Below are 20,185 nucleotides of genomic sequence, written 5' to 3' on the forward strand. Positions count from 1 at the left end.
GTCGCCCAAAACTGTTTAGCGGTTTTGGCGCGCTTTATCCCGCTCTTAAGAACCGGATCGCCTCATCGCGGCGGAAGAGATAGAGCAGGGTGCGGATTGCCGCCCCTCTTTCGCTCGTCAGCTCCGGATCGCGCTCAATGAGATAGGCGGCGTCCTTGCGGGCGATTTCCAGAAGGTCGGCATGCGCCTCGAGGCTGGCGATGCGGAAACCGGGCGTGCCCGATTGCCGGGTGCCGAGCAGCTCACCTTCGCCGCGCAGTTTCAGGTCTTCCTCGGCGATACGAAAGCCGTCCTCAGTCTCCCGCATGATCGAAAGCCGGGCATGGCCGGTCTCGCCGAGCGGTCCCTTGTAGAGCAGGATGCAGGTCGAGGCCTCATCGCCGCGCCCGACGCGGCCACGCAGCTGGTGAAGCTGCGCCAGGCCGAAACGCTCGGCATGTTCGATCACTATGATCGACGCATCCGGCACATCGACGCCGACTTCGACGACCGTGGTGGCGACGAGCAGCCGGGTCTCGCCGTTCTTGAAGGCCATCATCGCCGCATCCTTCTCCGGCCCGCTCATGCGGCCGTGGATGAGGCCGATGTCGGGACCGAGGGCGGCGACCAGTGTCGCATGCCGCTCCTCGGCCGACATCAGGTCGAGCTCTTCAGATTCCTCGACGAGCGGGCAGATCCAGTACGCCTTCTTGCCCTCGGCGATCGCGCTCTGCAGCCGCCCGACGATCTCGCCGGTCCGCTCCATCGGTACGGTGATCGTCTGGATCGGTTTGCGGCCGGCCGGTTTCTCGGTGAGCTTGGAGACATCCATGTCGCCGAAGGCGGCAAGCACCAGCGTGCGCGGGATCGGCGTCGCCGTCATGACGAGCATGTGCGGCGAGATCCCCTTGGCCGTCAGCCTGAGCCGTTGATGCACGCCGAAGCGGTGCTGCTCGTCGACGACGGCAAGCATGAGGTTGGCGTAAGAAACGGTATCCTGGAACAGCGCATGCGTGCCGATGATGATCTGCGCGGCACCCGAGGCGATGCGCTCCAGGATCTCCTCCCGTTCGCGTCCCTTGGTGCGCCCGGTCAACACCTCGATGCCGAGGCCGGTAGAGGCGGCGAATTTCGAAATCGTCGCGTGATGCTGGCGCGCCAGGATTTCGGTCGGGGCCATCAGCACGGCCTGGCCGCCGCTCTCGATCACCGCCGCCATCGCCATCAGCCCCACCAGCGTCTTGCCGGAGCCGACATCGCCCTGCAGCAGCCGCAGCATGCGCTCGGTGCCCGCCATGTCCTTCAGAATGTCGGCGATCGCCTCGTTCTGGCTTGGTGTGGGCGAGAAGGGCAGCGCCTTCAGGATCCTGCCGCTGACGGCACCCGTCGCATTGACCGGCTGGCCCGCCACCTTGCGCAGCCTCTGGCGCACCAGACTCAGCGAAAGCTGGCCGGCGAGGAATTCGTCATAGGCGAGCCGCCGCCGGGCAGGGGCCTGCGGATCGATATCGGAGGGGTCGCGCGGCTCGTGCAGCATATGAAAGCTGTCGCGGATCGACGGCAGCCCCTGCTTCTGCGCCAGCGCCGGATCGATCCATTCCGGCAGCTCGGGAAAGCGCGGCAAGGCGGCATCGATGATCTTGCGCAATGTCTTCGGCGAGAGCCCCGCCGTCAGCGGATAGATCGGCTCGACCAGCGGCAGGTTCTCCGCTTCCTCCGCTTTGACGATATAGTCGGGATGCACCATCGAGGCGCGGCCGTTGAACCAGTCGACCTTGCCGCTGACGGTCACTTCCGCGTCGACGGGCAGCTGCTTTTCCAGCCAGGCCGCCTGTCCGCGGAAGAACACCAGCGTCAGTTCGCCGGTCTCGTCATGCAGGAAGACGCGGTAGGGAACATTGCTCTTGCCGCGCGGCGCTGGCTGGTGCCGGTCGACGCGTGCCGTGATCGTCACGATCGCACCCTGCGGCGCACGGGCGATTCCCGGCTGGTTGCGCCGGTCGATCAGTGAAAAGGGCGCGTGGAAGAGGAGATCGATGGTCCGGCAATCCTCCGGCGTCTCGCGCCCGAGCAGCTTGACGAGCAGTTCGGCGATCTTCGGGCCGACGCCCGGGAGCCCCGAAACGGGAGAAAACAGAGGATCGAGAATGGCGGGGCGCATGCGGCCAAAATGCGATGAACAATGCGGCCTTGGCAAGGCTGACAAGCCGCTTTCCAGGGTCTATAGAGGCGCATCAACAGGAAGGTAATGCCATGACAGGTGTCACGCTCACGAGTGCCGGTCTCGACCCGCGCCGCCGCCGCATCCTTTTCCGCTGCTGGCATCGCGGCATCCGCGAGATGGACCTGGTCTTCGGCCAGTTCGCCGAGGCGGAGCTTGCGACGCTTTCGGAAGTCGAGCTCGACGAATTCGAGACGATCATGGCGGAAGAGGACAATGATCTTCTTCGTTGGATCATGGGAACATGGCCGGTTCCCGAGCGTTTCCAGACACCGATGTTTGCCCGCCTCGCCGCCTACACGCCCGATTTCGATAAGCCCCTCAGGACGCCGGAATGATCCCTGGTTTCGATGCGAAGAAGCTTGCGGCGATTGCCGAGCCGCTGACGATCGGCAATGTGCCTGCCGGCCTCGAACCGCTGCTGCTGGCCGAGCTCGCCCGGGCGGGAGAGCCGGTCGCCTATGTCATGTCAGACGGGCACCGTATGGCCGATCTCGAACAGATGCTGGGCTTCGTCGCCCCCGACATTCCGGTGCTGACGTTGCCGGCCTGGGACTGTCTGCCCTATGACCGCGTCTCTCCGAGCGCCGACAATTCGGCTCGCCGGCTCGCCGCCTTGGGTGGCCTTATCGCGCATCGGAAGAAGCCGCATGCGGCGATCGTGCTCGTCACCGCCAATGCCATGCTGCAGAAGGTGGCGCCGCACGACGTCATCGAGAGCCTGAGCTTTTCGGCTCGCCCCGGCAACCAGCTGCGCATGGACGATCTCGCCGGAAGGCTGGAGCGCAATGGCTTCGATCGCGTCGCGACCGTTCGTGAGGTCGGCGAATATGCCGTGCGCGGCGGCATTCTCGATGTCTTCGTGCCGGGTTCGGAAGAGCCGGTCCGCCTCGATTTCTTCGGCGATACGCTGGAATCGATCCGCAGCTTCGATCCGGCGAGCCAGCGCACGACCGGGCAGGTGCGCTCCCTCGATCTCAACCCGATGAGCGAGGTGACGCTGACGCCGGATACGATCAGCCGCTTCCGCAAGAACTATCTCTCGGCCTTCGGCGCAGCGACCCGCGACGACGCGCTCTATCTCGCCGTCTCCGAAGGCCGCCGTTATCCGGGCATGGAGCACTGGCTGCCGTTCTTCTACGAGAAACTCGATACCGTCTTCGATTATCTCAGCGGCTTCCGTGTCGTCACCGACCATACGGTGCGTGAGGCGGCCGAGGAGCGCTCCAAGCTCGTCCTCGATTATTTCGAAGCGCGGCTGAATTCCGGCCAGCCTGCCAAGGGCAGCCAGATGGCGCAGGGCACACCCTACAAGCCGGTTGCGCCGGGCCAGCTCTATCTCGACAGCAAGCTTTTCACAAAAACCCTGGATGCGCTCGGCGCGATCCGCATCAGCCCCTTCAACGAGCACGAGGGCGAGGCACGGCGGGTGATCAATGTCGACGCCCGCCAGGGGCAGCGCTGGGCGCGTTCCAATGCCGAAGGCGGCGGCGATGCGGAACGCATCAATGTCTTCGATGCGGTCGTCAAGCATATTGCCGACCGCCGTGCCGGCGGCGGCAAGGTTCTCGTTACCGCTTGGACCGAAGGCTCGCTGGAACGCCTGCTGCAAGTTCTGAACGAACATGGCCTCGAAAAGGTCAAGCCGATCGAGGCGCTGAAGGATATCGGCTCCTTGGCCAGAGGCGAGGCGGCCGCTGCCGTGCTCAATCTCGAATCCGGCTTCGAGGCCGGCGATCTCATCGTCATCGGTGAACAGGATATCCTCGGCGACCGCATGGTGCGCCGCTCCAAGCGCCGCAAGCGTGCAGCGGATTTCATCTCGGAGGTCGCGGGCCTGGACGAGGGCTCGATCGTCGTCCACGCCGAACACGGCATTGGCCGGTTCGTCGGCCTCAGGACCATCGAAGCGGCAGGCGCGCCGCACGCCTGTCTCGAACTGCAATATGCAGACGAAGCCAAGCTTTTCCTGCCGGTCGAAAACATTGATCTTCTCTCGCGCTACGGCGGCGAGGGCACCGAGGCTCAGCTCGACAAGCTTGGCGGCGGCGCCTGGCAGATGCGCAAGGCGAAACTCAAGAAGCGCCTCCTCGATATGGCGGATGCGCTGATCCGCATCGCCGCCGAGCGCCTGACGCGTCATGCGCCGATGTTGACGACGCCGGACGGCCTCTACGACGAATTTGCCGCCCGCTTCCCCTATGACGAGACCGAAGACCAGGACAACGCCATCGATGCGGTGCGCTCGGATCTCGGCGCCGGACGGCCGATGGACCGCCTCGTCTGCGGCGACGTCGGTTTCGGCAAGACCGAGGTGGCGCTCCGCGCCGCTTTCGTCGCGGCAATGAACGGCGTCCAGGTTGCCGTCGTCGTGCCGACGACCTTGCTTGCCCGCCAGCATTTCAAGACTTTTTCCGAGCGTTTCCGCGGTCTGCCGGTGCGTGTCCAGCAGGCCTCACGCCTTGTCGGATCGAAGGAGCTGGCGCTGACCAAGAAGGAGGTGGCGGAAGGCAAGACCGATATCGTCGTCGGCACCCATGCGCTGCTTGGCGCCGGCATCAAATTCGCCAATCTCGGCCTGCTTGTTATCGACGAGGAGCAGCATTTCGGCGTCAAGCACAAGGAGCGGCTGAAGGAGCTGAAAAGCGATGTGCACGTGCTGACGCTGTCGGCCACGCCGATCCCGCGCACGCTGCAGCTGGCCATGACCGGCGTGCGCGAACTGTCGCTGATCACCACGCCGCCGGTCGACCGCATGGCTGTGCGCACCTTCATCTCGCCCTTCGATAGCCTCGTCATCCGCGAGACGCTGATGCGCGAGCACTATCGCGGCGGCCAGAGTTTCTATGTCTGCCCGAGGCTTGCCGACCTCGCTGATGTGCACGCCTTCCTGCAGTCCGACGTGCCGGAACTGAAGGTCGCCGTGGCGCACGGCCAGATGCCGGCCGGCGAGCTGGAAGACATCATGAACGCCTTCTACGAGGGCCGCTACGACGTGCTGCTATCGACCACCATCGTCGAATCCGGCCTCGACGTGCCCACAGCCAACACGCTGATCGTCCACCGCGCCGATATGTTCGGTCTTGCGCAGCTCTATCAGCTGCGCGGCCGTGTCGGACGTTCGAAGGTGCGCGCCTTCGCGCTCTTCACCCTACCTGTGAACAAGGTGCTGACGGCGACGGCCGAACGCCGGCTCAAGGTGCTGCAGTCGCTCGATACGCTCGGCGCCGGCTTCCAGCTGGCAAGCCACGACCTCGATATCCGCGGCGCTGGCAATCTGCTCGGCGAGGAACAGTCCGGCCATATTAAGGAAGTCGGCTTCGAGCTCTACCAGCAGATGCTGGAAGAGGCGGTCGCCGAGGTCAAGGGCGTCGATGAGATCCACGACACCGGCTGGTCGCCGCAAATCTCGGTCGGCACGACTGTGATGATTCCGGAAGACTACGTTCCCGATCTGCATCTGCGCATGGCGCTTTACCGCCGTCTCGGCGAACTCACGGAACTCAAGGAGATCGACGGCTTCGGCGCCGAGATGATCGACCGCTTCGGGCCGATGCCGATCGAAGTCCAGCATCTCCTGAAGATCGTCTACATCAAGTCGCTCTGCCGCACCGCCAATGTCGAAAAACTCGATGCCGGCCCGAAGGGCGTCGTGGTGCAGTTCCGCAACAAGGAATTCCCCAACCCGGCAAACCTCGTCGGCTATATCGGCAAACAGGGCACGATGGCGAAGATCCGCCCCGACCACAGCCTGTTCCTGACCCGCGATCTGCCGACCCCGGAAAAACGCCTGCAGGGCGCTGCCGTTATCATGACGCAACTGGCCGAGATGGCGAAATAGGAGCAGTTCCAGCAAAAGTGCGCAGCGGTTTTGCCAGGCAAAGCGCGAAGCGCTTTTGCCAGGAATGCGTAAGGACAAAGAGATCGGAGGAAAAGCGGGATGGCGACATACGGCGCAACGATCGCCTGGCAGCGAAACGGCGAGACCTTCACCGACAATCGCTACAACCGCGTCCATCGCTGGACCTTCGACGGCGGCATCGAGGTGAGGGCATCCTCGTCCTCGCATGTCGTTCCGCTGCCCTATTCCGCCGAAGACGCCATCGATCCGGAGGAGGCCTTCGTCGCCTCGCTCTCCAGCTGCCACATGCTCTGGTTCCTGTCGATCGCCGCCAAACAGGGCTTTTGCGTCGACAGCTACACCGATGCCGCCGAAGGCATCATGGAGAAGAATGCCGAAGGCCGCCTTGCGATGACTGTCGTAACGCTCCATCCGCAGGTCGTCTTCTCCCGCGACAAGCGGCCCTCGCTGAGCGAGCTCGAAGCCCTGCATCATCGCGCGCACGATGAGTGCTTCATCGCCAATTCGGTGAAAACCGAGGTGCGCTGCGTTCCGGTTCTGGGGTGAGCCACGTCGGAGGGACGCGGCTAATCGCCAAGAGGTCTAACCTCAGTTAAGCCCCGATCGCGCCTCGGCCTTCGCCTTGGCGATATCGCGCAGTGCGCCCGCCAGCACGTCGGGCGTCTGTGCGCCGCTGACCGCATACTGCTGGTCGAAGATAAAGAAGGGCACGCCGTTGACGCCCATTTCCTGGGCCGCTTGAATCTCGGCCACGATCAGATCGCGATCGGCATCGGAGGCGAGCAGCGAGGCGATGACCGAGCGGTCGAGGCCGGTTTTTTCGGCAATATCGAGCAGCACCGCATGGTCGCCGACATTGCGGCCTTCCTCGAAATTCGCCTTGAACAGCGCGGCGACGACCCGGTCCTGCTTTTCGCGGCCTTCAATCATCGCCCAGTGGATGAGCCGATGGGCATCGAGCGTGTTCGGGCCGATCTTGATCGCCTCGAAATCGAAAGCGATGCCGACCTCGCGGCCGAGATCGGTCAGCATCTTGTGGGCCTGCGCCACGCGTTCCTCGCCGCCGAGCTTCTGTGCCAGCGCCTTCTTCTGATCGACGCCTTCCTTGGGATAGTCGGGATTGAGCCGGTAGGGCCGCCAGTTGATATCGACGCCGACCTCGTCCTGAACCTCGGCGATGGCGAGCTCAAGCCGTGCCTTGCCGAGATAGCACCAGGGGCAAACGACATCCGAGACGACGTCGATGGTGATGCGCTCCATCATGATATTCCTTATTTCTGTGCGTCTCCCGGAGGAGACATCGGGCCGAGGCGTTCGGCGCTTCTATTGGGCGCTTGTATCCCACCATACCGGCAGCTGGTAGCCATAAAGCGGCACCGTGTCGGGATGGCCGATGCGCTTGCTGCGGGCCACCCATTGCTGGTCCATATGATAGAGCGGCAGCACGTAATGGCTGGAAAGCAGCAGCCTGTCGTAGGAGCGTACCGCTGCGGTGAAATCTTCTGCCGAGCGTGCCCGCAAGACGCGATCGATCAATGTGTCGAGGTCGGGATCGTTGGCGCCGGCAAAGCTGTCCGTGCCCTCGCGCGTCCGCGCAGCCGAAGACCAGCGGCCGAGCTGCTCATTTCCAGGGGAGAGCGAGGATGTGTAGGACTTCATGATCATGTCGTAGTCGAAGCTGTTTGTCCGGCTCTGATACTGCGAATCATCAACAGTGCGGATCGAGGCCGCAATGCCGATCGCCTGCAGCGAACGCTGGTAGGCGACGGCGAGCTTCTCCTGGTCGGCATTCTGCGTCATGATTTCAAAGGCGAGCTGACGGCCGGAGGCGTCGAGCATCTTGCCGCCCTGGATCGCATAACCGCCCTGCTTCAGCAGTGCAACGGCCTGCTTCAGCACATTGCGGTCGCGGCCGGAACCATCGGTGACCGGCAGCTTATAGGTGCCGTCGAGAATATCGGGCGCGATCTTGTCCTTGATCGGCCCGAGTAGGGCAATCTCCGCGGCATTGGCCGGAACGCCGAAGCTCGAAAGCTCCGAATTCTGCCAGAAGCTCTGCGTGCGCTTGTAGGCCCCGGAATAGAGATTCTTGTTCGCCCATTCGAAATCGAACACCAGCGACAAGCCCTCACGCACCTTCGCATCGGCAAAGATCGGCCGGCGCGTGTTGAACACGAAGCCGAGCATGCCGCTCGGCAGTTTCGGCGTGAACACGTCCTTGATCGCAGCGCCCGAGGTCACCGCCGGGAAATTATAGGCATTGGCCCAATGGCCGGGATTGCCGTCGGGATAGATATCGACATCGCCCTTCTTGAAGGCCTCGAACAGCGTCGTGTCCTGCAGGAAATACTGGACGGTGATCTGGTCGTAATTGTCGGTGCCGACCTTGGCGGGAATGTCCTTGCCCCAGTAATTGGGGTCGCGTTCATAGGTGATGCTCTCGCCCGGCTTGACCGTCTTGACCTTATACGGGCCGGAACCGACCGGCGGCGTCAGCGAGGTGCGGTCGAAGGTTTCGGGATCGATCGCATGTTTCGGCAGCACCGGGAAAAGGCCGAAAATCAACGGCGTCTCGCGATCGGCCTTGTCGTTGAAGGTGAAGCGCACGCTGTGCTCGCCGACCTTCTCCATCTTGTCGACCACCTTGAGGCGGTTGGAGAAGGGCACACGGCCCTTGTCGCGCATCAGCTCGAAGGTGAACATCACGTCCTCAGGCGTCACCGGCTGGCCATCGGACCATTTCGCCTTCGGATTGAGGTTGAACTGGATGAAGCTCCTGTTGTCGTCCCACTCGACCGTCTCGGCCAGCAGGCCATAAAGCGTGAAGGGCTCGTCGCGCGACCGCTGCATCAGCGATTCGTAGACGAGATTGCCGTATTCCGGGTCCCACATGCCGCGCGCCGTCGTGCGCATGCTCTTCAGAATGAACGGGTTGAGGCTGTCGAAGGTGCCGACGACGCCGTAGGTAATCTTGCCGCCCTTCTTCACGTCCGGATTGACGTAAGGGAAGTGCTTGTAATCAGCCGGCAGGGCCGGCTCGCCATGCATCGCGATACCGTGCAGCGGCTCGGCGGCGACAGTGCCGCACAGCAGCGAAAAGACGAGAGGGACAACGATCCGGAGCATTCGGCAATCCTTGATCCGTGAAACGGGCATGATTCACCGCGAGACTATCATCTGGTCGAGCGATTCCAACACTTCGGCACCATTTCTTTGGCACGGCGACGAAATTGCTCCCGAAATTGCCAAAGAAATGCTGGATATCTTGAACGCTGCGATGTAACAGGTGAACCCGAAGTTTCGGGGTCATGCATTTGCCTCATTTTTCCATGAGGTGGAGTGCCGAACGACCCGATGGTTGGGGCGGCAGGTCGCTGCCTCGAACGGATATCAGGAGACGGAATTCGTTATGATGTTCAAGTCTGAAAAGAAAATGCGGGCAGCACTGTCCGTTCTGGCAGTGATGTTCGGCGTCGCTTCGGCACCGGTCTCCTCCTTCGCACAGGATGCGGCGGCACAGGCTCCCGCCGATGCCCCAGCGCAGGCCGCTGGAGCGCCGAAACTCGGCTGGTACAAGACATGCAGCAAGCAGGAAGACAACGACATCTGTGTCGTCCAGAACCTGATCCTCGCCAATGGCGGCCAGCTCGTGACGGCCGTTGGCCTGATCTCGGTCTCAGGCAAGATCAACCGCAAGCTCTTGCAGGTATCGGTTCCCACAGCACGTCTGATTCCCCCCGGCATCATCATGCAGATCGATGGCGGCAAGGGCCAGAAGCTCGACTACGCCGTCTGCCTGCCGGACAAGTGCACCGCCGAAATTCCGCTGACCGACGCGATGATCGCCAGCCTCAAGAAGGGCAGCGACGTGATCTTCACCTCGATCAACTTCCGCCGCGCCCCGAACCCGATCAAGATCTCGCTCGAAGGCTTCACCGGCGCTTATGACGGCGAGCCAGTTTCCGAATCCAAGCTCGCCGCAAGCCAGCGCAGCCTCCAGGAAGGCATGCAGAAGAAGGCCGACGAAGCCCGCAAGAAGCTGGAAGAAGCCCAGAAGGCCGCCAAGGCGCAGTAATCCTGCTTTCATATTGAATAGAAACCCGGCTTTAGGCCGGGTTTTTTGTTGCTAGACCGCCGCCCGTCCTCCGCCGTGCGCCGGTTGTACGATTCGCGCCGCGGTTTGCCCCTCAACCCTCTCCCCGTCCTGACGGGGAGAGGGGACGTGCCCTGCGCGAGATATGGGAACCGAGAGGTCGCGGCTTGCTTCCTTCGTCCTGTGAGAACGGGGAGAAGGTGGCGGCAGCCGGATGAGGGGCTTCCCAGCGAAAAGCAGAAGCCGGATAGCTGCCAAAAGAAAAAGGCCTCGCTGGGAGAGGCGAGGCCGTGTTTCATTGATCAAAACGCCTGACTTAATGGGCGAAGCTCATCTTGGGTTTGAACTGCCCTGACGGGGCCTGATCGAAAATCTGGTAGATCTGCGGGTTGCGCAGCGGCGTGCCGCTTTCGTCATTCACCAGGTTCTGCTCGGAGACATAAGCGACATATTCGCTCTCGTCGTTTTCGGCGAGCAGGTGATAGAAGGGCTGGTCCTTGCTCGGACGCACCTCGGCGGGGATAGAGTTCCACCATTCTTCCGTGTTCGCGAACTCCGGATCAACGTCGAAGATGACGCCGCGAAACGGAAAAACCTTATGCCGGACCACTTCGCCAATACTGAACTTTGCTATTCTTTCTTTCATGGTACGACTTCCTTTCATCACCCAAGTTGGTGATTGGCGCTCCATAAATCAAGATTTTTGAGCACCGTTCGTCACATGAACGTCATCTCCTCGCCATCTGCCGTCCGTGTCCTGAGAGGTGAAAGCCCCGGCGAACCGGGGCTTTCCGTATTCGGGCCGATCAGGCCGAATAGTACATGTCGTATTCGACCGGGTGCGGCGTCATTTCGAAACGCATCACTTCGGCCATCTTCAGCTCGATGAAGGCATCGATCTGGTCGTCGTCGAAAACGCCGCCTGCTGTCAGGAACTTGCGGTCCTTGTCGAGGCTTTCGAGCGCTTCACGCAACGAGCCGCAGACGGTCGGGATCTTCTTCAGCTCCTTCGGCGGCAGATCGTAGAGGTCCTTGTCCATGGCCTTGCCGGGATGGATCTTGTTCTTGATGCCGTCGAGGCCGGCCATCAGCATCGCGGCAAAGGCGAGATAGGGATTGGCGGTCGGATCCGGGAAGCGGACTTCGACGCGCTTGGCCTTCGGGTTGGAGCCGAACGGAATGCGGCAGGAGGCAGAGCGGTTGCGGGCCGAGTAGGCCAGCAGGACCGGCGCTTCGTAACCCGGCACGAGACGCTTGTAGGAGTTCGTCGACGGGTTGGTGAAGGCATTGATCGCCTTGGCATGCTTGATGATGCCGCCGATATAGTAGAGGCAGCTTTCGGAAAGACCTGCATATTCGTCGCCGGCGAAGGTCGGCTTGCCGCCCTTCCAGATCGACTGGTGCACATGCATGCCCGAGCCGTTGTCGCCGAAGATCGGCTTCGGCATGAAGGTTGCCGTCTTGCCGTAGGCGTTCGCCACCTGATGCACGACATATTTGTAGATCTGCATCTTGTCGGCGTTGCGCACCAGCGTGTCGAATTTGATGCCGAGTTCGTGCTGGGCGGCGGCGACTTCGTGGTGATGCTTTTCGACGACGACGCCCATTTCGGCGAGCACCGTCAGCATTTCCGAGCGCATGTCCTGGGCGCTGTCGACAGGCGGAACCGGGAAATAGCCGCCCTTGACGCGCGGGCGATGGCCGAGGTTGCCGGTCTCATAGTCGGTGTCGTCGTTCGACGGCAGTTCGGTCGAATCGAGCCTGAAGCCGGTATTGTAGGGGTCGGCCTTGTACTTGACGTCGTCGAAAACGAAGAACTCGGCTTCCGGGCCGACGAAAATGGTGTCGCCGATGCCGGATGCCTTCAGATAGGCTTCGGCCTTCTTGGCGGTGCCGCGCGGATCGCGGTTATAGGCCTCGCCGGAGACCGGATCGAGGATGTCGCAGACGATAACCATGGTCGACTGAGCGAAGAACGGGTCCATATGCACCGTTTCGGTGTCGGGCATCAGCACCATGTCGGACTCGTTGATGGCCTTCCAGCCGCCGATCGAAGAGCCGTCGAACATGACGCCGTCAGCGAACATGTCTTCATCGACGCAGGCAACGTCCATCGTCACATGCTGCAGCTTACCCTTCGGGTCGGTGAAACGCAGATCGACGAACTTTACGTCGTTCTCCTTGATCTGCTTCAGAATTTCGCTTGCGGTCGCCATTAAATACGTTCCTCCGATTTACAATAAAAATAGGTGGGTGCTCGTTGACGGTATCGGACTTTGCGCGATTGGCAAAGTGGCTCAGATGGCATCGATGCCGGTCTCGCCGGTGCGGATGCGGATAACCTCTTCGACGTTGGAGACGAAGATCTTTCCGTCGCCGATGCGGCCGGTCTGCGCCGCCTTGCGGATCGCGTCGATGACGGCTTCCGCGTTTTCGTCGGCCAGCACGACCTCGACTTTGACCTTCGGCAGGAAGTCGACGACGTATTCGGCTCCGCGGTAGAGTTCCGTGTGGCCCTTCTGACGACCGAAGCCCTTGGCTTCCGTGACTGTGATACCCTGCAAGCCGACTTCCTGAAGGGCTTCCTTCACTTCGTCCAGCTTGAAGGGCTTTATGATCGCTTCGATCTTTTTCATGAGAAAATGTCTCTCCGCTTCTCCCGTTATGGCAGGATCTTTCCCGCTCGCCGATATGATGCAGATATCATGCCAGTTTGAAATCCATCTTTTCGAAAAAAGACGCCGTTTTTGACGAAACCGGCGCGTTTGCGGGGAATTCTAAGGCGTTTTGGTGGCGGACATATGGGAAAAACCGCATCACTTCATCAAAATCCTATCGAAAACCACAAAAATCCCATGCATTCGCAATCGCGAAAATACCGAGCGGCTAGATTAAAATATAGGCAAATGCATAAAATAAGTGCTGTTGTTTTTCGCTTCAGTCGGTTGTTTTTTAGGCGTTTTTTGAATTGAATGGGCCAATGAGCGATCTGCCAGAACTTCTTCTCACCCCCGCTGAAATGGCGGCCGTCGACGCGGCTGCCGCCGCATCGGGCATTGATTCGTTCGGCCTGATGGAGAGGGCGGGTGCTGCCGTCGCCGCAGCCGCGTTGCGGCTTCATCCCGGCTCTCTGCGTTTCGTCGTGCTCTGCGGCCCCGGCAACAATGGCGGCGATGCCTATGTCGCGGCAAGGCATCTGCAGGAGAGCGGAGCGGCGGTGGCGCTTTTCCATCTCGGCGATCCCTCCAGGCTGAAGGGCGATGCCGCCCGGGCGCGCTCCGGCTGCGCATTGGAGGGACGGGAACTCCGCCTCTACCAGCCCTCAACAGGCGATGTCGTCATCGACGGCCTGTTTGGTGCGGGCCTTGGCCGCGAGGTGCCGGAGGATGCGCGCGCCTTGATCCGCCGCGTCACCGAAGCCGGTATTCCCGTACTTGCCATTGATCTGCCCTCCGGCCTCGATGGCCGCACCGGCAAGGTGCTGGGCGCCGCCTTCCGGGCGCACAACACGGTGACCTTCATGACCCGCAAACCAGGCCATCTGCTGATGCCGGGCAGGGAGCTTTGCGGTGACCTGCAGGTCTTCGACATCGGCATTCCCGCCCGCATCATCAGGGCCGAGGCGAGCGGTCTGATCGCTGAGAACACGCCCGATCCCTGGAAGGGCGTGCTGCCGGCGGAGCAATTGGAAACCCATAAATACAAGCGCGGCCATCTGGTTGTCTTTTCCGGCGAGGCCGATAAGACGGGGGCTGCGCGCATGTCGGCCATCTCGGGCCTGAAGGCCGGCGCCGGTCTGGTGACGATTGCCGCCCCCCGGGCGGCGATGGCTGCAAATGCGGCGCATCTGACCGCCGTCATGCTGCATGCGGTGGATGACGAAGCCGAACTCGAGGACTGGCTCTCCGACCGGCGGATGCAGACCTTCATTCTCGGCCCCGGTTTCGGCGTCAGCGCCAGGGCGCGCGGTTTCGTCAAGGTCCTTGCCGAGCGCCGTCTCGTGCTCGATGCCGACGGCATCTCTTCCTTTAAGGACGATCCGGAGCAGCTTTATGAGCTTTTCCGCGGTGAGCCGCGTCTCGTGCTGACGCCGCATGAAGGGGAGTTCTCGCGGCTCTTTCCCGATATCGGCGCCGACGAGACGCTCGGCAAGGTGGACAAGGCCGTGGCCGCCGCGCGGCGCGCTAATGCCGCCATCGTTTATAAGGGGGCGGACACCGTCATCGCCTCGCCGGACGGGCGTGCGCTCATCAATACCAATGCCCCGGTCTGGCTTGCGACTGCCGGTTCCGGCGACGTGCTTGCCGGGATCATCGGCGGATTGCTCGCCCAGGGCCTGCCGGCTTTCGAGGCCGCCGCCGCCGGCGTCTGGCTGCATGGAGAGGCCGGCCGTCGCGCCGGCAAGGGGCTGACGGCCGAGGAGCTCGCAGCCGAGGTGTTGCCGCTTTAGCGCCTCGCTTCTTTCCAGAGACACAAACGACGCCGCAACAGTTTAAATTCCTGCATAATTCCTTAGATCGATTTCGATTTAAGGAATTATGCAGTAGGTCTCGGGTAATGGATTTTCGGTTTTCTGTGTAAATCTGTCTTTCCGACGGAGGCTCGAATGAGTGTTGGCCTGATCGCCCTTCTTGACGATATCGCGGCATTGGCCAAGGTGGCTGCGGCGTCCCTCGACGATATTGCCGGCCAGGCCGCCAAGGCAGGCGCGAAAGCGGCGGGCGTCGTCATCGATGATGCGGCGGTCACACCCCGCTACGTCACCGGCTTTTCGGCAGCGCGCGAATTGCCGATCATCGGCAAGATCGCCATCGGTTCGTTGAAGAACAAGCTTCTGCTCCTGCTCCCGGCAGCCCTCGTCCTCAGCCTTGTCGCGCCGCAGGCGATCACGCCGCTGCTCATGATCGGCGGGCTTTATCTCTGCTACGAGGGCGTGGAAAAGGTCTACGCGCTGGTCATGCCGCATGCGGCTCACGCCCACGAGTCGGCACTGGAGGCGACAAGCCTCGATGCCAAATCGATAGAAGACGAGAAGGTCGCCGGTGCGATCAAGACGGATTTCATCCTGTCGGCCGAAATCATGGCGATTACGCTCAGTGCGGTGCCGTCAGGCAGCATGGTCACGCAGGCCGTTATCCTTGCCGTCGTCGGATTGGGCATAACCGCCGCGGTCTATGGCGGCGTGGCGCTGATCGTCAAGGCTGACGATCTCGGCTTGATGCTGGCGCGGGTGCGCACCGTATCTGCGATGGGCGCGCTCCTGCGTTCGATCGGAAAAGGCCTTGTCACCGGCATGCCCTATTTCCTGAAACTCCTCGGCATCGTCGGAACCGCCGCCATGATCTGGGTCGGCGGCGGCATCATCGTTCACGGCCTCGAAGCTTATGGGTTCGGCGGCCTTGCGCATCTGATCCATGATGCCGGAGAGGCGATTGCCCATGCCGTTCCCGTTCTGCCATCCGTGCTGCGCTGGATCGTCGAGGCCGCCGGAGCGGGCATTATCGGCATCGTTGTCGGTCTGGTCGCAATCCCGCTCGCAGGCTACGTCGTCTCGCCGGCGTGGCGATATCTCAAATCGCTTCTGCCTCGCCGCCGGCAAAAAGAAGCGCTGGCGGACGAGAAGAAGTGAATCAACTCAAAATGCTTCCGCGTTCGCGCATCTCAAAAGTCGCGGCTTTCCAGACGTCATACCCAGCCTGCGCTTGAAACGGACGAATAGTGATCCGCATGCGGCGATGATTGCCCATGCGGTCATTGCCCACCGATGAACCCGGCCTATTTCGCCAATGCCTGCTGCAGGGCGATGGCTCCATGCGGCGCATTGACCTTGCCCTCATGGATCATGAAGGCGAAGACGTCACGCGGTTCGGCCTTCACCTTGCGATCCTTATCGATCAGCGACAGATCATCCGGGACCTTGCCTTCGGCCCAGGTCTCGAGCCGCTTTGCCCAGGCCTTCAGGTCCTTGTCGGGGTAGCAGGTTGGAATGTCGTCCGATCCTTTCTGCAGCCTCGCATAGACGAAATCGGCCGTCACATCGGCGATCATCGGATACTCGAAATGTTCGGCGCAAACCGGCGCCACGCCGTATTTCGCCAGCAACGCGACGAACTCCGGCACCTTGAAGGAATCGTGGCGTACCTCGACCACGTGCTGCAGCTTCAGCCCGTCCTGCTTTTCCGGCAGCAGCTTCAGGAAGGCCTCGAAATCCTCCGCATCGAACTTCTTGGTCGGTGCGAACTGCCAGAGCAGCGGGCCGAGATGGTCGCCGAGTTCGCTGATCCCGGACGACAGGAAGCGCTCCATTGATTCATCGGCTTCGGCGAGCACCCGCCGATTGGTGACGAACCGCGTCGCCTTCAGCGAAAAGATGAAGCCGTCGGGAACATCGGCTGCCCATTTGGCGAAGACTGCAGGTTTCTGCGTGCTGTAATAGGTGCCGTTGACCTCGATGACCTTCAGCTGGCGGCTGGCATAATGCAGTTCGTCCTTCTGTTTGAGGTCATCGGGAAAGAAATGCCCGCGCCAGGGCTCGAAGGTCCAGCCGCCGATGCCGGTGCGGATAGTGCCGGATTTCGTCATGTCGTCCTCCCTTTTGGCAGCCGCTCAGGCCGCAACAATCTCTTTCGTCATGTCGACGAGCGTCCATCCTGGCCGATAAGGATTTGGCCGGCGACCCGTTTCCTGAAATCCGAAGGCGAGATAGAGCGCGATGTTCCGCTCCATCCGCGCATTCGCATAGAGCCGGATTTCCGGCACGGCCCATTTCCGCGCCTTGTCTTCCAGCCATCGCAGCATCGCAGGCCGTGCCCGGCGCCCTGAAAGGCGGGCGAGACCGCGATGCTGAACAGCATGAGGTGGTCGGGATGCTGCTCGACGACCACGAGGCCGGCCCGTTTCATCGCCGGTCTCGCGCAGCCATACCTCGCCGCGTTCGATGCGCGGCGCGTAATCCTCTGTCACCGGCACAGGGGGAACGCCGAAAAGTTCGGTATAGGGCAGATAGGCGACTGCCGTCAGCGTCGTGATCGTTTGAAGATCGTCGCGCGACGCCAGCCTCATCGTCATTCCGCCGCAGCCGCCCTTTTCGCCGGCCGCCGTTCCAGCAATTCCTTCAGGAACTGTCCGGTATAGGAGCGCTTCTCCTTGACGATCGCCTCCGGCGTGCCTGTGGCGACGATCTCGCCCCCGCCATCGCCGCCTTCGGGGCCGAAATCGAGCACCCAGTCGGCGGTCTTGATGACTTCGAGATTGTGCTCGATTACCACCACCGAATTGCCCTGATTGACCAGCTCGTGCAGCATTTCGAGCAGCTTGGCGACGTCGTGGAAATGCAGGCCAGTGGTCGGTTCGTCGAGAATATAGAGCGTGCGCCCCGTCGAGCGCTTCGACAGTTCCTTGGCGAGCTTGACGCGCTGCGCTTCGCCGCCCGAGAGCGTATTGGCCTGCTGGCCGACCTTGATGTAACCGAGGCCGACATCCTTCAGCGATTGCAGCTTGTCGCGCACGGCAGGCACCGCCGCGAAGAAATCGACGCCTTCTTCGACCGTCATGTCGAGCACATCGGCGATCGATTTCTGCTTGAAGGTGACGTCCAGCGTCTCTCTGTTGTAGCGCTTGCCGTGGCAGACGTCGCAGGTGACGTAGACATCGGGCAGGAAGTGCATCTCGATCTTGATGACGCCGTCGCCCTGGCAGGCTTCGCAGCGTCCACCCTTAACGTTGAAGGAGAAGCGGCCCGGCTGATAGCCGCGCGCCTTGGCTTCCGGCAACCCGGCAAACCAATCGCGGATCGGCGTGAAGGCGCCGGTATAGGTCGCCGGGTTCGAACGGGGCGTGCGGCCGATCGGCGACTGGTCGATATCGATCACCTTGTCGATATGCTCGAAACCATCGATCCGGTCGTGGTCGGCCGGAATTTCGCGCGCGCCCATGACGCGGCGTGCCGCTGACTTATAGAGCGTCTCGATCAGGAAGGTGGACTTGCCGCCGCCCGAGACGCCGGTCACGGCCGTAAAGACGCCGAGCGGGATCGATGCCGTGACATTCTTCAGATTGTTGCCGCGCGCACCGACCACCTTAATCTCACGGCCCTTCTTCGGCTTGCGGCGCTCGTCGGGAACGGGAACGCCGAGTTCGCCCGACAGATATTTGCCAGTCAGCGACTTCGGATTGGCCATGATATCCTGCGGCGTGCCATGGGCGATGACCTGGCCGCCATGAATGCCGGCGGCCGGGCCGATATCGACCACGTCGTCGGCCGTCAGGATCGCATCCTCGTCATGTTCGACGACGATGACCGTATTGCCGATATCGCGCAGGTGCTTCAGCGTGTCGAGCAGCCGGGCGTTGTCGCGCTGATGCAGGCCGATCGACGGCTCGTCGAGCACATAAAGAACGCCGGTCAGCCCCGAGCCGATTTGCGAGGCGAGCCGGATGCGCTGGCTCTCGCCACCCGACAGCGTGCCGGAGTTGCGCGACAGGCTGAGATATTCCAGGCCGACATCATTGAGGAAGCGCAGCCGGTCACGAATTTCCTTGAGGATGCGGGCGGCGATTTCGTTCTGCTTGGCATTGAAGCTTGCCGGCAGCGCCTCGAACCAGTCGCGCGCAATGCGGATCGACATGGCGGTCACTTCGCCGATATGCAGCGTGTTGATCTTCACGGCCAAGGCCTCCGGCTTCAGGCGGAAGCCGTTGCAGGCGGGGCAGGGGGCGGCCGACATGAAACGCTCAATATCCTCGCGCGCCCAGGCGGAATCCGTCTCCTTCCAGCGGCGCTCAAGATTGGTGATGATGCCTTCGAAATTCTTGTGGGTCGTATAGGAGCGGGCGCCATCGGCGTAGTGGAACTCGATCTTGTCGTCGGTGCCGTTGAGAATGACGTCCTTGGCCTCGGCGGAAAGATCGTTCCAGCGGGTGCCGAGTTTAAAGCCGTAATGTTTGCCGAGCGCTTCCAGCGTCTGGTTGTAATAGGGCGACGTCGACTTTGCCCAGGGGGCGATCGCGCCGTCGCGCAGCGTCCGCTCGGGTTCGGGCACGATCAGGTCAGGGTCGATCTTCTGCTGGGCGCCGAGGCCGTCGCAGGTTGGGCAGGCGCCGAAAGGATTGTTGAAGGAGAACAGCCGGGGTTCGATCTCCGGGATGGTGAAACCCGAGACCGGGCAGGCGAATTTTTCCGAAAACAGCACGCGCTCATGCGTTTCGTTCAGCGACTTGTTGGCCGAACCGCCGGCCGAAGTTTCTTCCGGCGGCAGCGGCTTGTCGGCGAATTCGGCGATGGCAAGTCCGTCGGCGAGCTTCAGCGAGGTTTCAAGGCTATCCGCCAGGCGCGCCGAGACATCGGAGCGCACGACGATGCGGTCGACCACCACGTCGATGTCATGCTTGTATTTTTTGTCGAGAGCAGGCGCCTCGGCGATCTCGTAGAACTGGCCGTCCACCTTGACGCGCTGGAAGCCCTTCTTCATCAGCTCCGCCAGTTCCTTCTTGTATTCGCCCTTGCGCCCGCGCACGAGCGGGGCGAGGATATAAAGACGGGTGCCTTCGCCGAAATCGAGGATCCGGTCGACCATCTGGCTGACGGTCTGGCTCTCGATCGGCAGGCCGGTCGCCGGCGAATAGGGAACGCCGACGCGGGCAAAGAGCAGGCGCATATAGTCGTAGATCTCGGTGACGGTGCCGACCGTCGAGCGCGGGTTGCGCGAGGTGGTCTTCTGCTCGATCGAGATGGCAGGCGACAGCCCGTCGATCTGGTCGACATCGGGCTTCTGCATCATTTCGAGGAACTGCCGGGCATAGGCCGACAGGCTCTCGACGTAGCGCCGCTGTCCCTCGGCGTAGATCGTATCGAAGGCCAGCGAGGATTTGCCCGAGCCCGAAAGCCCGGTCATGACGATCAGCTTGTTGCGCGGCAGATCGAGATCGATGCTCTTCAAATTGTGCTCGCGCGCGCCGCGGATGGAGATCGTCTTCAGTTCGCTCATCGTCTCTGCTTTGGTTTTCTGGATAACAGCCCTTATTTAGTGAT

General features: G+C 61.9%; 14 protein-coding genes and 1 pseudogene. 6 read left to right on the forward strand and 9 right to left on the reverse strand.

What is annotated here, in order from left to right; translation table 11 throughout:
* Positions 1 to 34 precede the first annotated feature (34 nt).
* On the reverse strand, positions 35 to 2,140 hold the full coding sequence (gene recG / locus ATY77_RS25790) for an ATP-dependent DNA helicase RecG (protein ID WP_088689407.1): 2,106 nt from the start codon (positions 2,138 to 2,140) through the stop codon (positions 35 to 37).
* A gap of 92 nt (positions 2,141 to 2,232) precedes the next feature.
* Here recG and ATY77_RS25795 point away from each other — a divergent pair, with 92 nt between their 5' ends.
* The 3 genes from ATY77_RS25795 to ATY77_RS25805 all read left to right on the forward strand — a co-directional run bounded on the left by ATY77_RS25795 (position 2,233) and on the right by ATY77_RS25805 (position 6,608).
* Complete coding sequence (locus ATY77_RS25795; protein WP_088689408.1) at positions 2,233 to 2,538, forward strand: succinate dehydrogenase assembly factor 2; 306 nt, start codon at positions 2,233 to 2,235, stop codon at positions 2,536 to 2,538.
* Positions 2,535 to 6,041, forward strand: coding sequence for a transcription-repair coupling factor (gene mfd / locus ATY77_RS25800; protein ID WP_088689409.1), 3,507 nt, complete (start codon positions 2,535 to 2,537; stop codon positions 6,039 to 6,041). Before ATY77_RS25795 ends, mfd begins: the two co-directional genes overlap by 4 nt.
* Positions 6,042 to 6,140: 99 nt before the next feature.
* Entirely contained in the window at positions 6,141 to 6,608 is a 468-nt protein-coding gene (locus tag ATY77_RS25805) for an OsmC family protein (RefSeq protein WP_088689410.1), read from the forward strand.
* Between the two features lie 42 nt (positions 6,609 to 6,650).
* On the opposite strand, the gene ATY77_RS25810 is transcribed toward ATY77_RS25805, so the two are convergent.
* Complete coding sequence (locus ATY77_RS25810) at positions 6,651 to 7,322, reverse strand: DsbA family oxidoreductase (RefSeq protein ID WP_088689411.1); 672 nt, start codon at positions 7,320 to 7,322, stop codon at positions 6,651 to 6,653.
* A gap of 63 nt (positions 7,323 to 7,385) precedes the next feature.
* Positions 7,386 to 9,188: an extracellular solute-binding protein gene (locus ATY77_RS25815; protein ID WP_088689412.1), complete on the reverse strand. Its 1,803-nt coding sequence runs from the start codon at positions 9,186 to 9,188 to the stop codon at positions 7,386 to 7,388.
* Positions 9,189 to 9,471: 283 nt separating this feature from the next.
* Between ATY77_RS25815 and ATY77_RS25820 the strand changes: the two genes are divergently transcribed.
* Positions 9,472 to 10,137, forward strand: coding sequence for an invasion associated locus B family protein (locus tag ATY77_RS25820; protein ID WP_088689660.1), 666 nt, complete (start codon positions 9,472 to 9,474; stop codon positions 10,135 to 10,137).
* Between the two features lie 334 nt (positions 10,138 to 10,471).
* Here the strand turns inward: ATY77_RS25820 and hspQ are convergent, their stop codons facing one another.
* The 3 genes from hspQ to ATY77_RS25835 all read right to left on the reverse strand — a co-directional run bounded on the left by hspQ (position 10,472) and on the right by ATY77_RS25835 (position 12,791).
* Positions 10,472 to 10,801 carry a heat shock protein HspQ gene (gene hspQ, locus ATY77_RS25825; RefSeq protein WP_008526562.1) on the reverse strand — a complete coding sequence of 110 codons (330 nt, stop codon included), beginning with the start codon at positions 10,799 to 10,801 and terminating at the stop codon, positions 10,472 to 10,474.
* Between the two features lie 160 nt (positions 10,802 to 10,961).
* Positions 10,962 to 12,371, reverse strand: coding sequence for a type I glutamate--ammonia ligase (gene glnA, locus ATY77_RS25830; protein ID WP_088689413.1), 1,410 nt, complete (start codon positions 12,369 to 12,371; stop codon positions 10,962 to 10,964).
* A gap of 81 nt (positions 12,372 to 12,452) precedes the next feature.
* Positions 12,453 to 12,791 (reverse strand): P-II family nitrogen regulator, encoded by a 339-nt coding sequence (locus tag ATY77_RS25835; protein ID WP_003539626.1) that lies wholly within the window; start codon positions 12,789 to 12,791, stop codon positions 12,453 to 12,455.
* A 344-nt stretch (positions 12,792 to 13,135) separates the two neighbouring features.
* Here ATY77_RS25835 and ATY77_RS25840 point away from each other — a divergent pair, with 344 nt between their 5' ends.
* Together ATY77_RS25840 and ATY77_RS25845 are read left to right on the forward strand one after the other, a co-directional pair.
* Positions 13,136 to 14,605 carry an NAD(P)H-hydrate dehydratase gene (locus ATY77_RS25840; RefSeq protein WP_088689414.1) on the forward strand — a complete coding sequence of 490 codons (1,470 nt, stop codon included), beginning with the start codon at positions 13,136 to 13,138 and terminating at the stop codon, positions 14,603 to 14,605.
* A gap of 156 nt (positions 14,606 to 14,761) precedes the next feature.
* Complete coding sequence (locus tag ATY77_RS25845; protein ID WP_088689415.1) at positions 14,762 to 15,784, forward strand: DUF808 domain-containing protein; 1,023 nt, start codon at positions 14,762 to 14,764, stop codon at positions 15,782 to 15,784.
* 146 nt (positions 15,785 to 15,930) lie between these two features.
* On the opposite strand, the gene ATY77_RS25850 is transcribed toward ATY77_RS25845, so the two are convergent.
* The 3 genes and pseudogenes from ATY77_RS25850 to uvrA form a co-directional block, all read right to left on the reverse strand.
* Complete coding sequence (locus ATY77_RS25850; RefSeq protein ID WP_088689416.1) at positions 15,931 to 16,737, reverse strand: DUF72 domain-containing protein; 807 nt, start codon at positions 16,735 to 16,737, stop codon at positions 15,931 to 15,933.
* A 24-nt stretch (positions 16,738 to 16,761) separates the two neighbouring features.
* Positions 16,762 to 17,223, reverse strand: a pseudogene (locus tag ATY77_RS25855) (GNAT family N-acetyltransferase).
* Positions 17,220 to 20,141 (reverse strand): excinuclease ABC subunit UvrA, encoded by a 2,922-nt coding sequence (gene uvrA / locus ATY77_RS25860; protein WP_088689417.1) that lies wholly within the window; start codon positions 20,139 to 20,141, stop codon positions 17,220 to 17,222. Before uvrA ends, ATY77_RS25855 begins: the two are co-directional and overlap by 4 nt.
* Between the last annotated feature and the right edge of the window lie 44 nt (positions 20,142 to 20,185).

Origin of the sequence: Rhizobium sp. R634 (assembly GCF_002211305.1) — a bacterium.
GTDB lineage: Bacteria > Pseudomonadota > Alphaproteobacteria > Rhizobiales > Rhizobiaceae > Rhizobium.

Bases quoted from the DNA above. Each gene is read 5' to 3' on its own strand.
- ATY77_RS25810 (WP_088689411.1), bottom strand. From the start codon at position 7,322: ATGGAGCGCATCACCATCGACGTCGTCTCGGATGTCGTTTGCCCCTGG.
- ATY77_RS25805 (WP_088689410.1), top strand. From the start codon at position 6,141: ATGGCGACATACGGCGCAACGATCGCCTGGCAGCGAAACGGCGAGACC.
- uvrA (WP_088689417.1), bottom strand. From the start codon at position 20,141: ATGAGCGAACTGAAGACGATCTCCATCCGCGGCGCGCGCGAGCACAAT.
- ATY77_RS25820 (WP_088689660.1), top strand. From the start codon at position 9,472: ATGATGTTCAAGTCTGAAAAGAAAATGCGGGCAGCACTGTCCGTTCTG.
- recG (WP_088689407.1), bottom strand. From the start codon at position 2,140: ATGCGCCCCGCCATTCTCGATCCTCTGTTTTCTCCCGTTTCGGGGCTC.
- hspQ (WP_008526562.1), bottom strand. From the start codon at position 10,801: ATGAAAGAAAGAATAGCAAAGTTCAGTATTGGCGAAGTGGTCCGGCAT.
- glnA (WP_088689413.1), bottom strand. From the start codon at position 12,371: ATGGCGACCGCAAGCGAAATTCTGAAGCAGATCAAGGAGAACGACGTA.
- ATY77_RS25795 (WP_088689408.1), top strand. From the start codon at position 2,233: ATGACAGGTGTCACGCTCACGAGTGCCGGTCTCGACCCGCGCCGCCGC.
- ATY77_RS25845 (WP_088689415.1), top strand. From the start codon at position 14,762: ATGAGTGTTGGCCTGATCGCCCTTCTTGACGATATCGCGGCATTGGCC.
- ATY77_RS25850 (WP_088689416.1), bottom strand. From the start codon at position 16,737: ATGACGAAATCCGGCACTATCCGCACCGGCATCGGCGGCTGGACCTTC.
- ATY77_RS25840 (WP_088689414.1), top strand. From the start codon at position 13,136: ATGAGCGATCTGCCAGAACTTCTTCTCACCCCCGCTGAAATGGCGGCC.
- ATY77_RS25815 (WP_088689412.1), bottom strand. From the start codon at position 9,188: ATGCTCCGGATCGTTGTCCCTCTCGTCTTTTCGCTGCTGTGCGGCACT.
- mfd (WP_088689409.1), top strand. From the start codon at position 2,535: ATGATCCCTGGTTTCGATGCGAAGAAGCTTGCGGCGATTGCCGAGCCG.
- ATY77_RS25835 (WP_003539626.1), bottom strand. From the start codon at position 12,791: ATGAAAAAGATCGAAGCGATCATAAAGCCCTTCAAGCTGGACGAAGTG.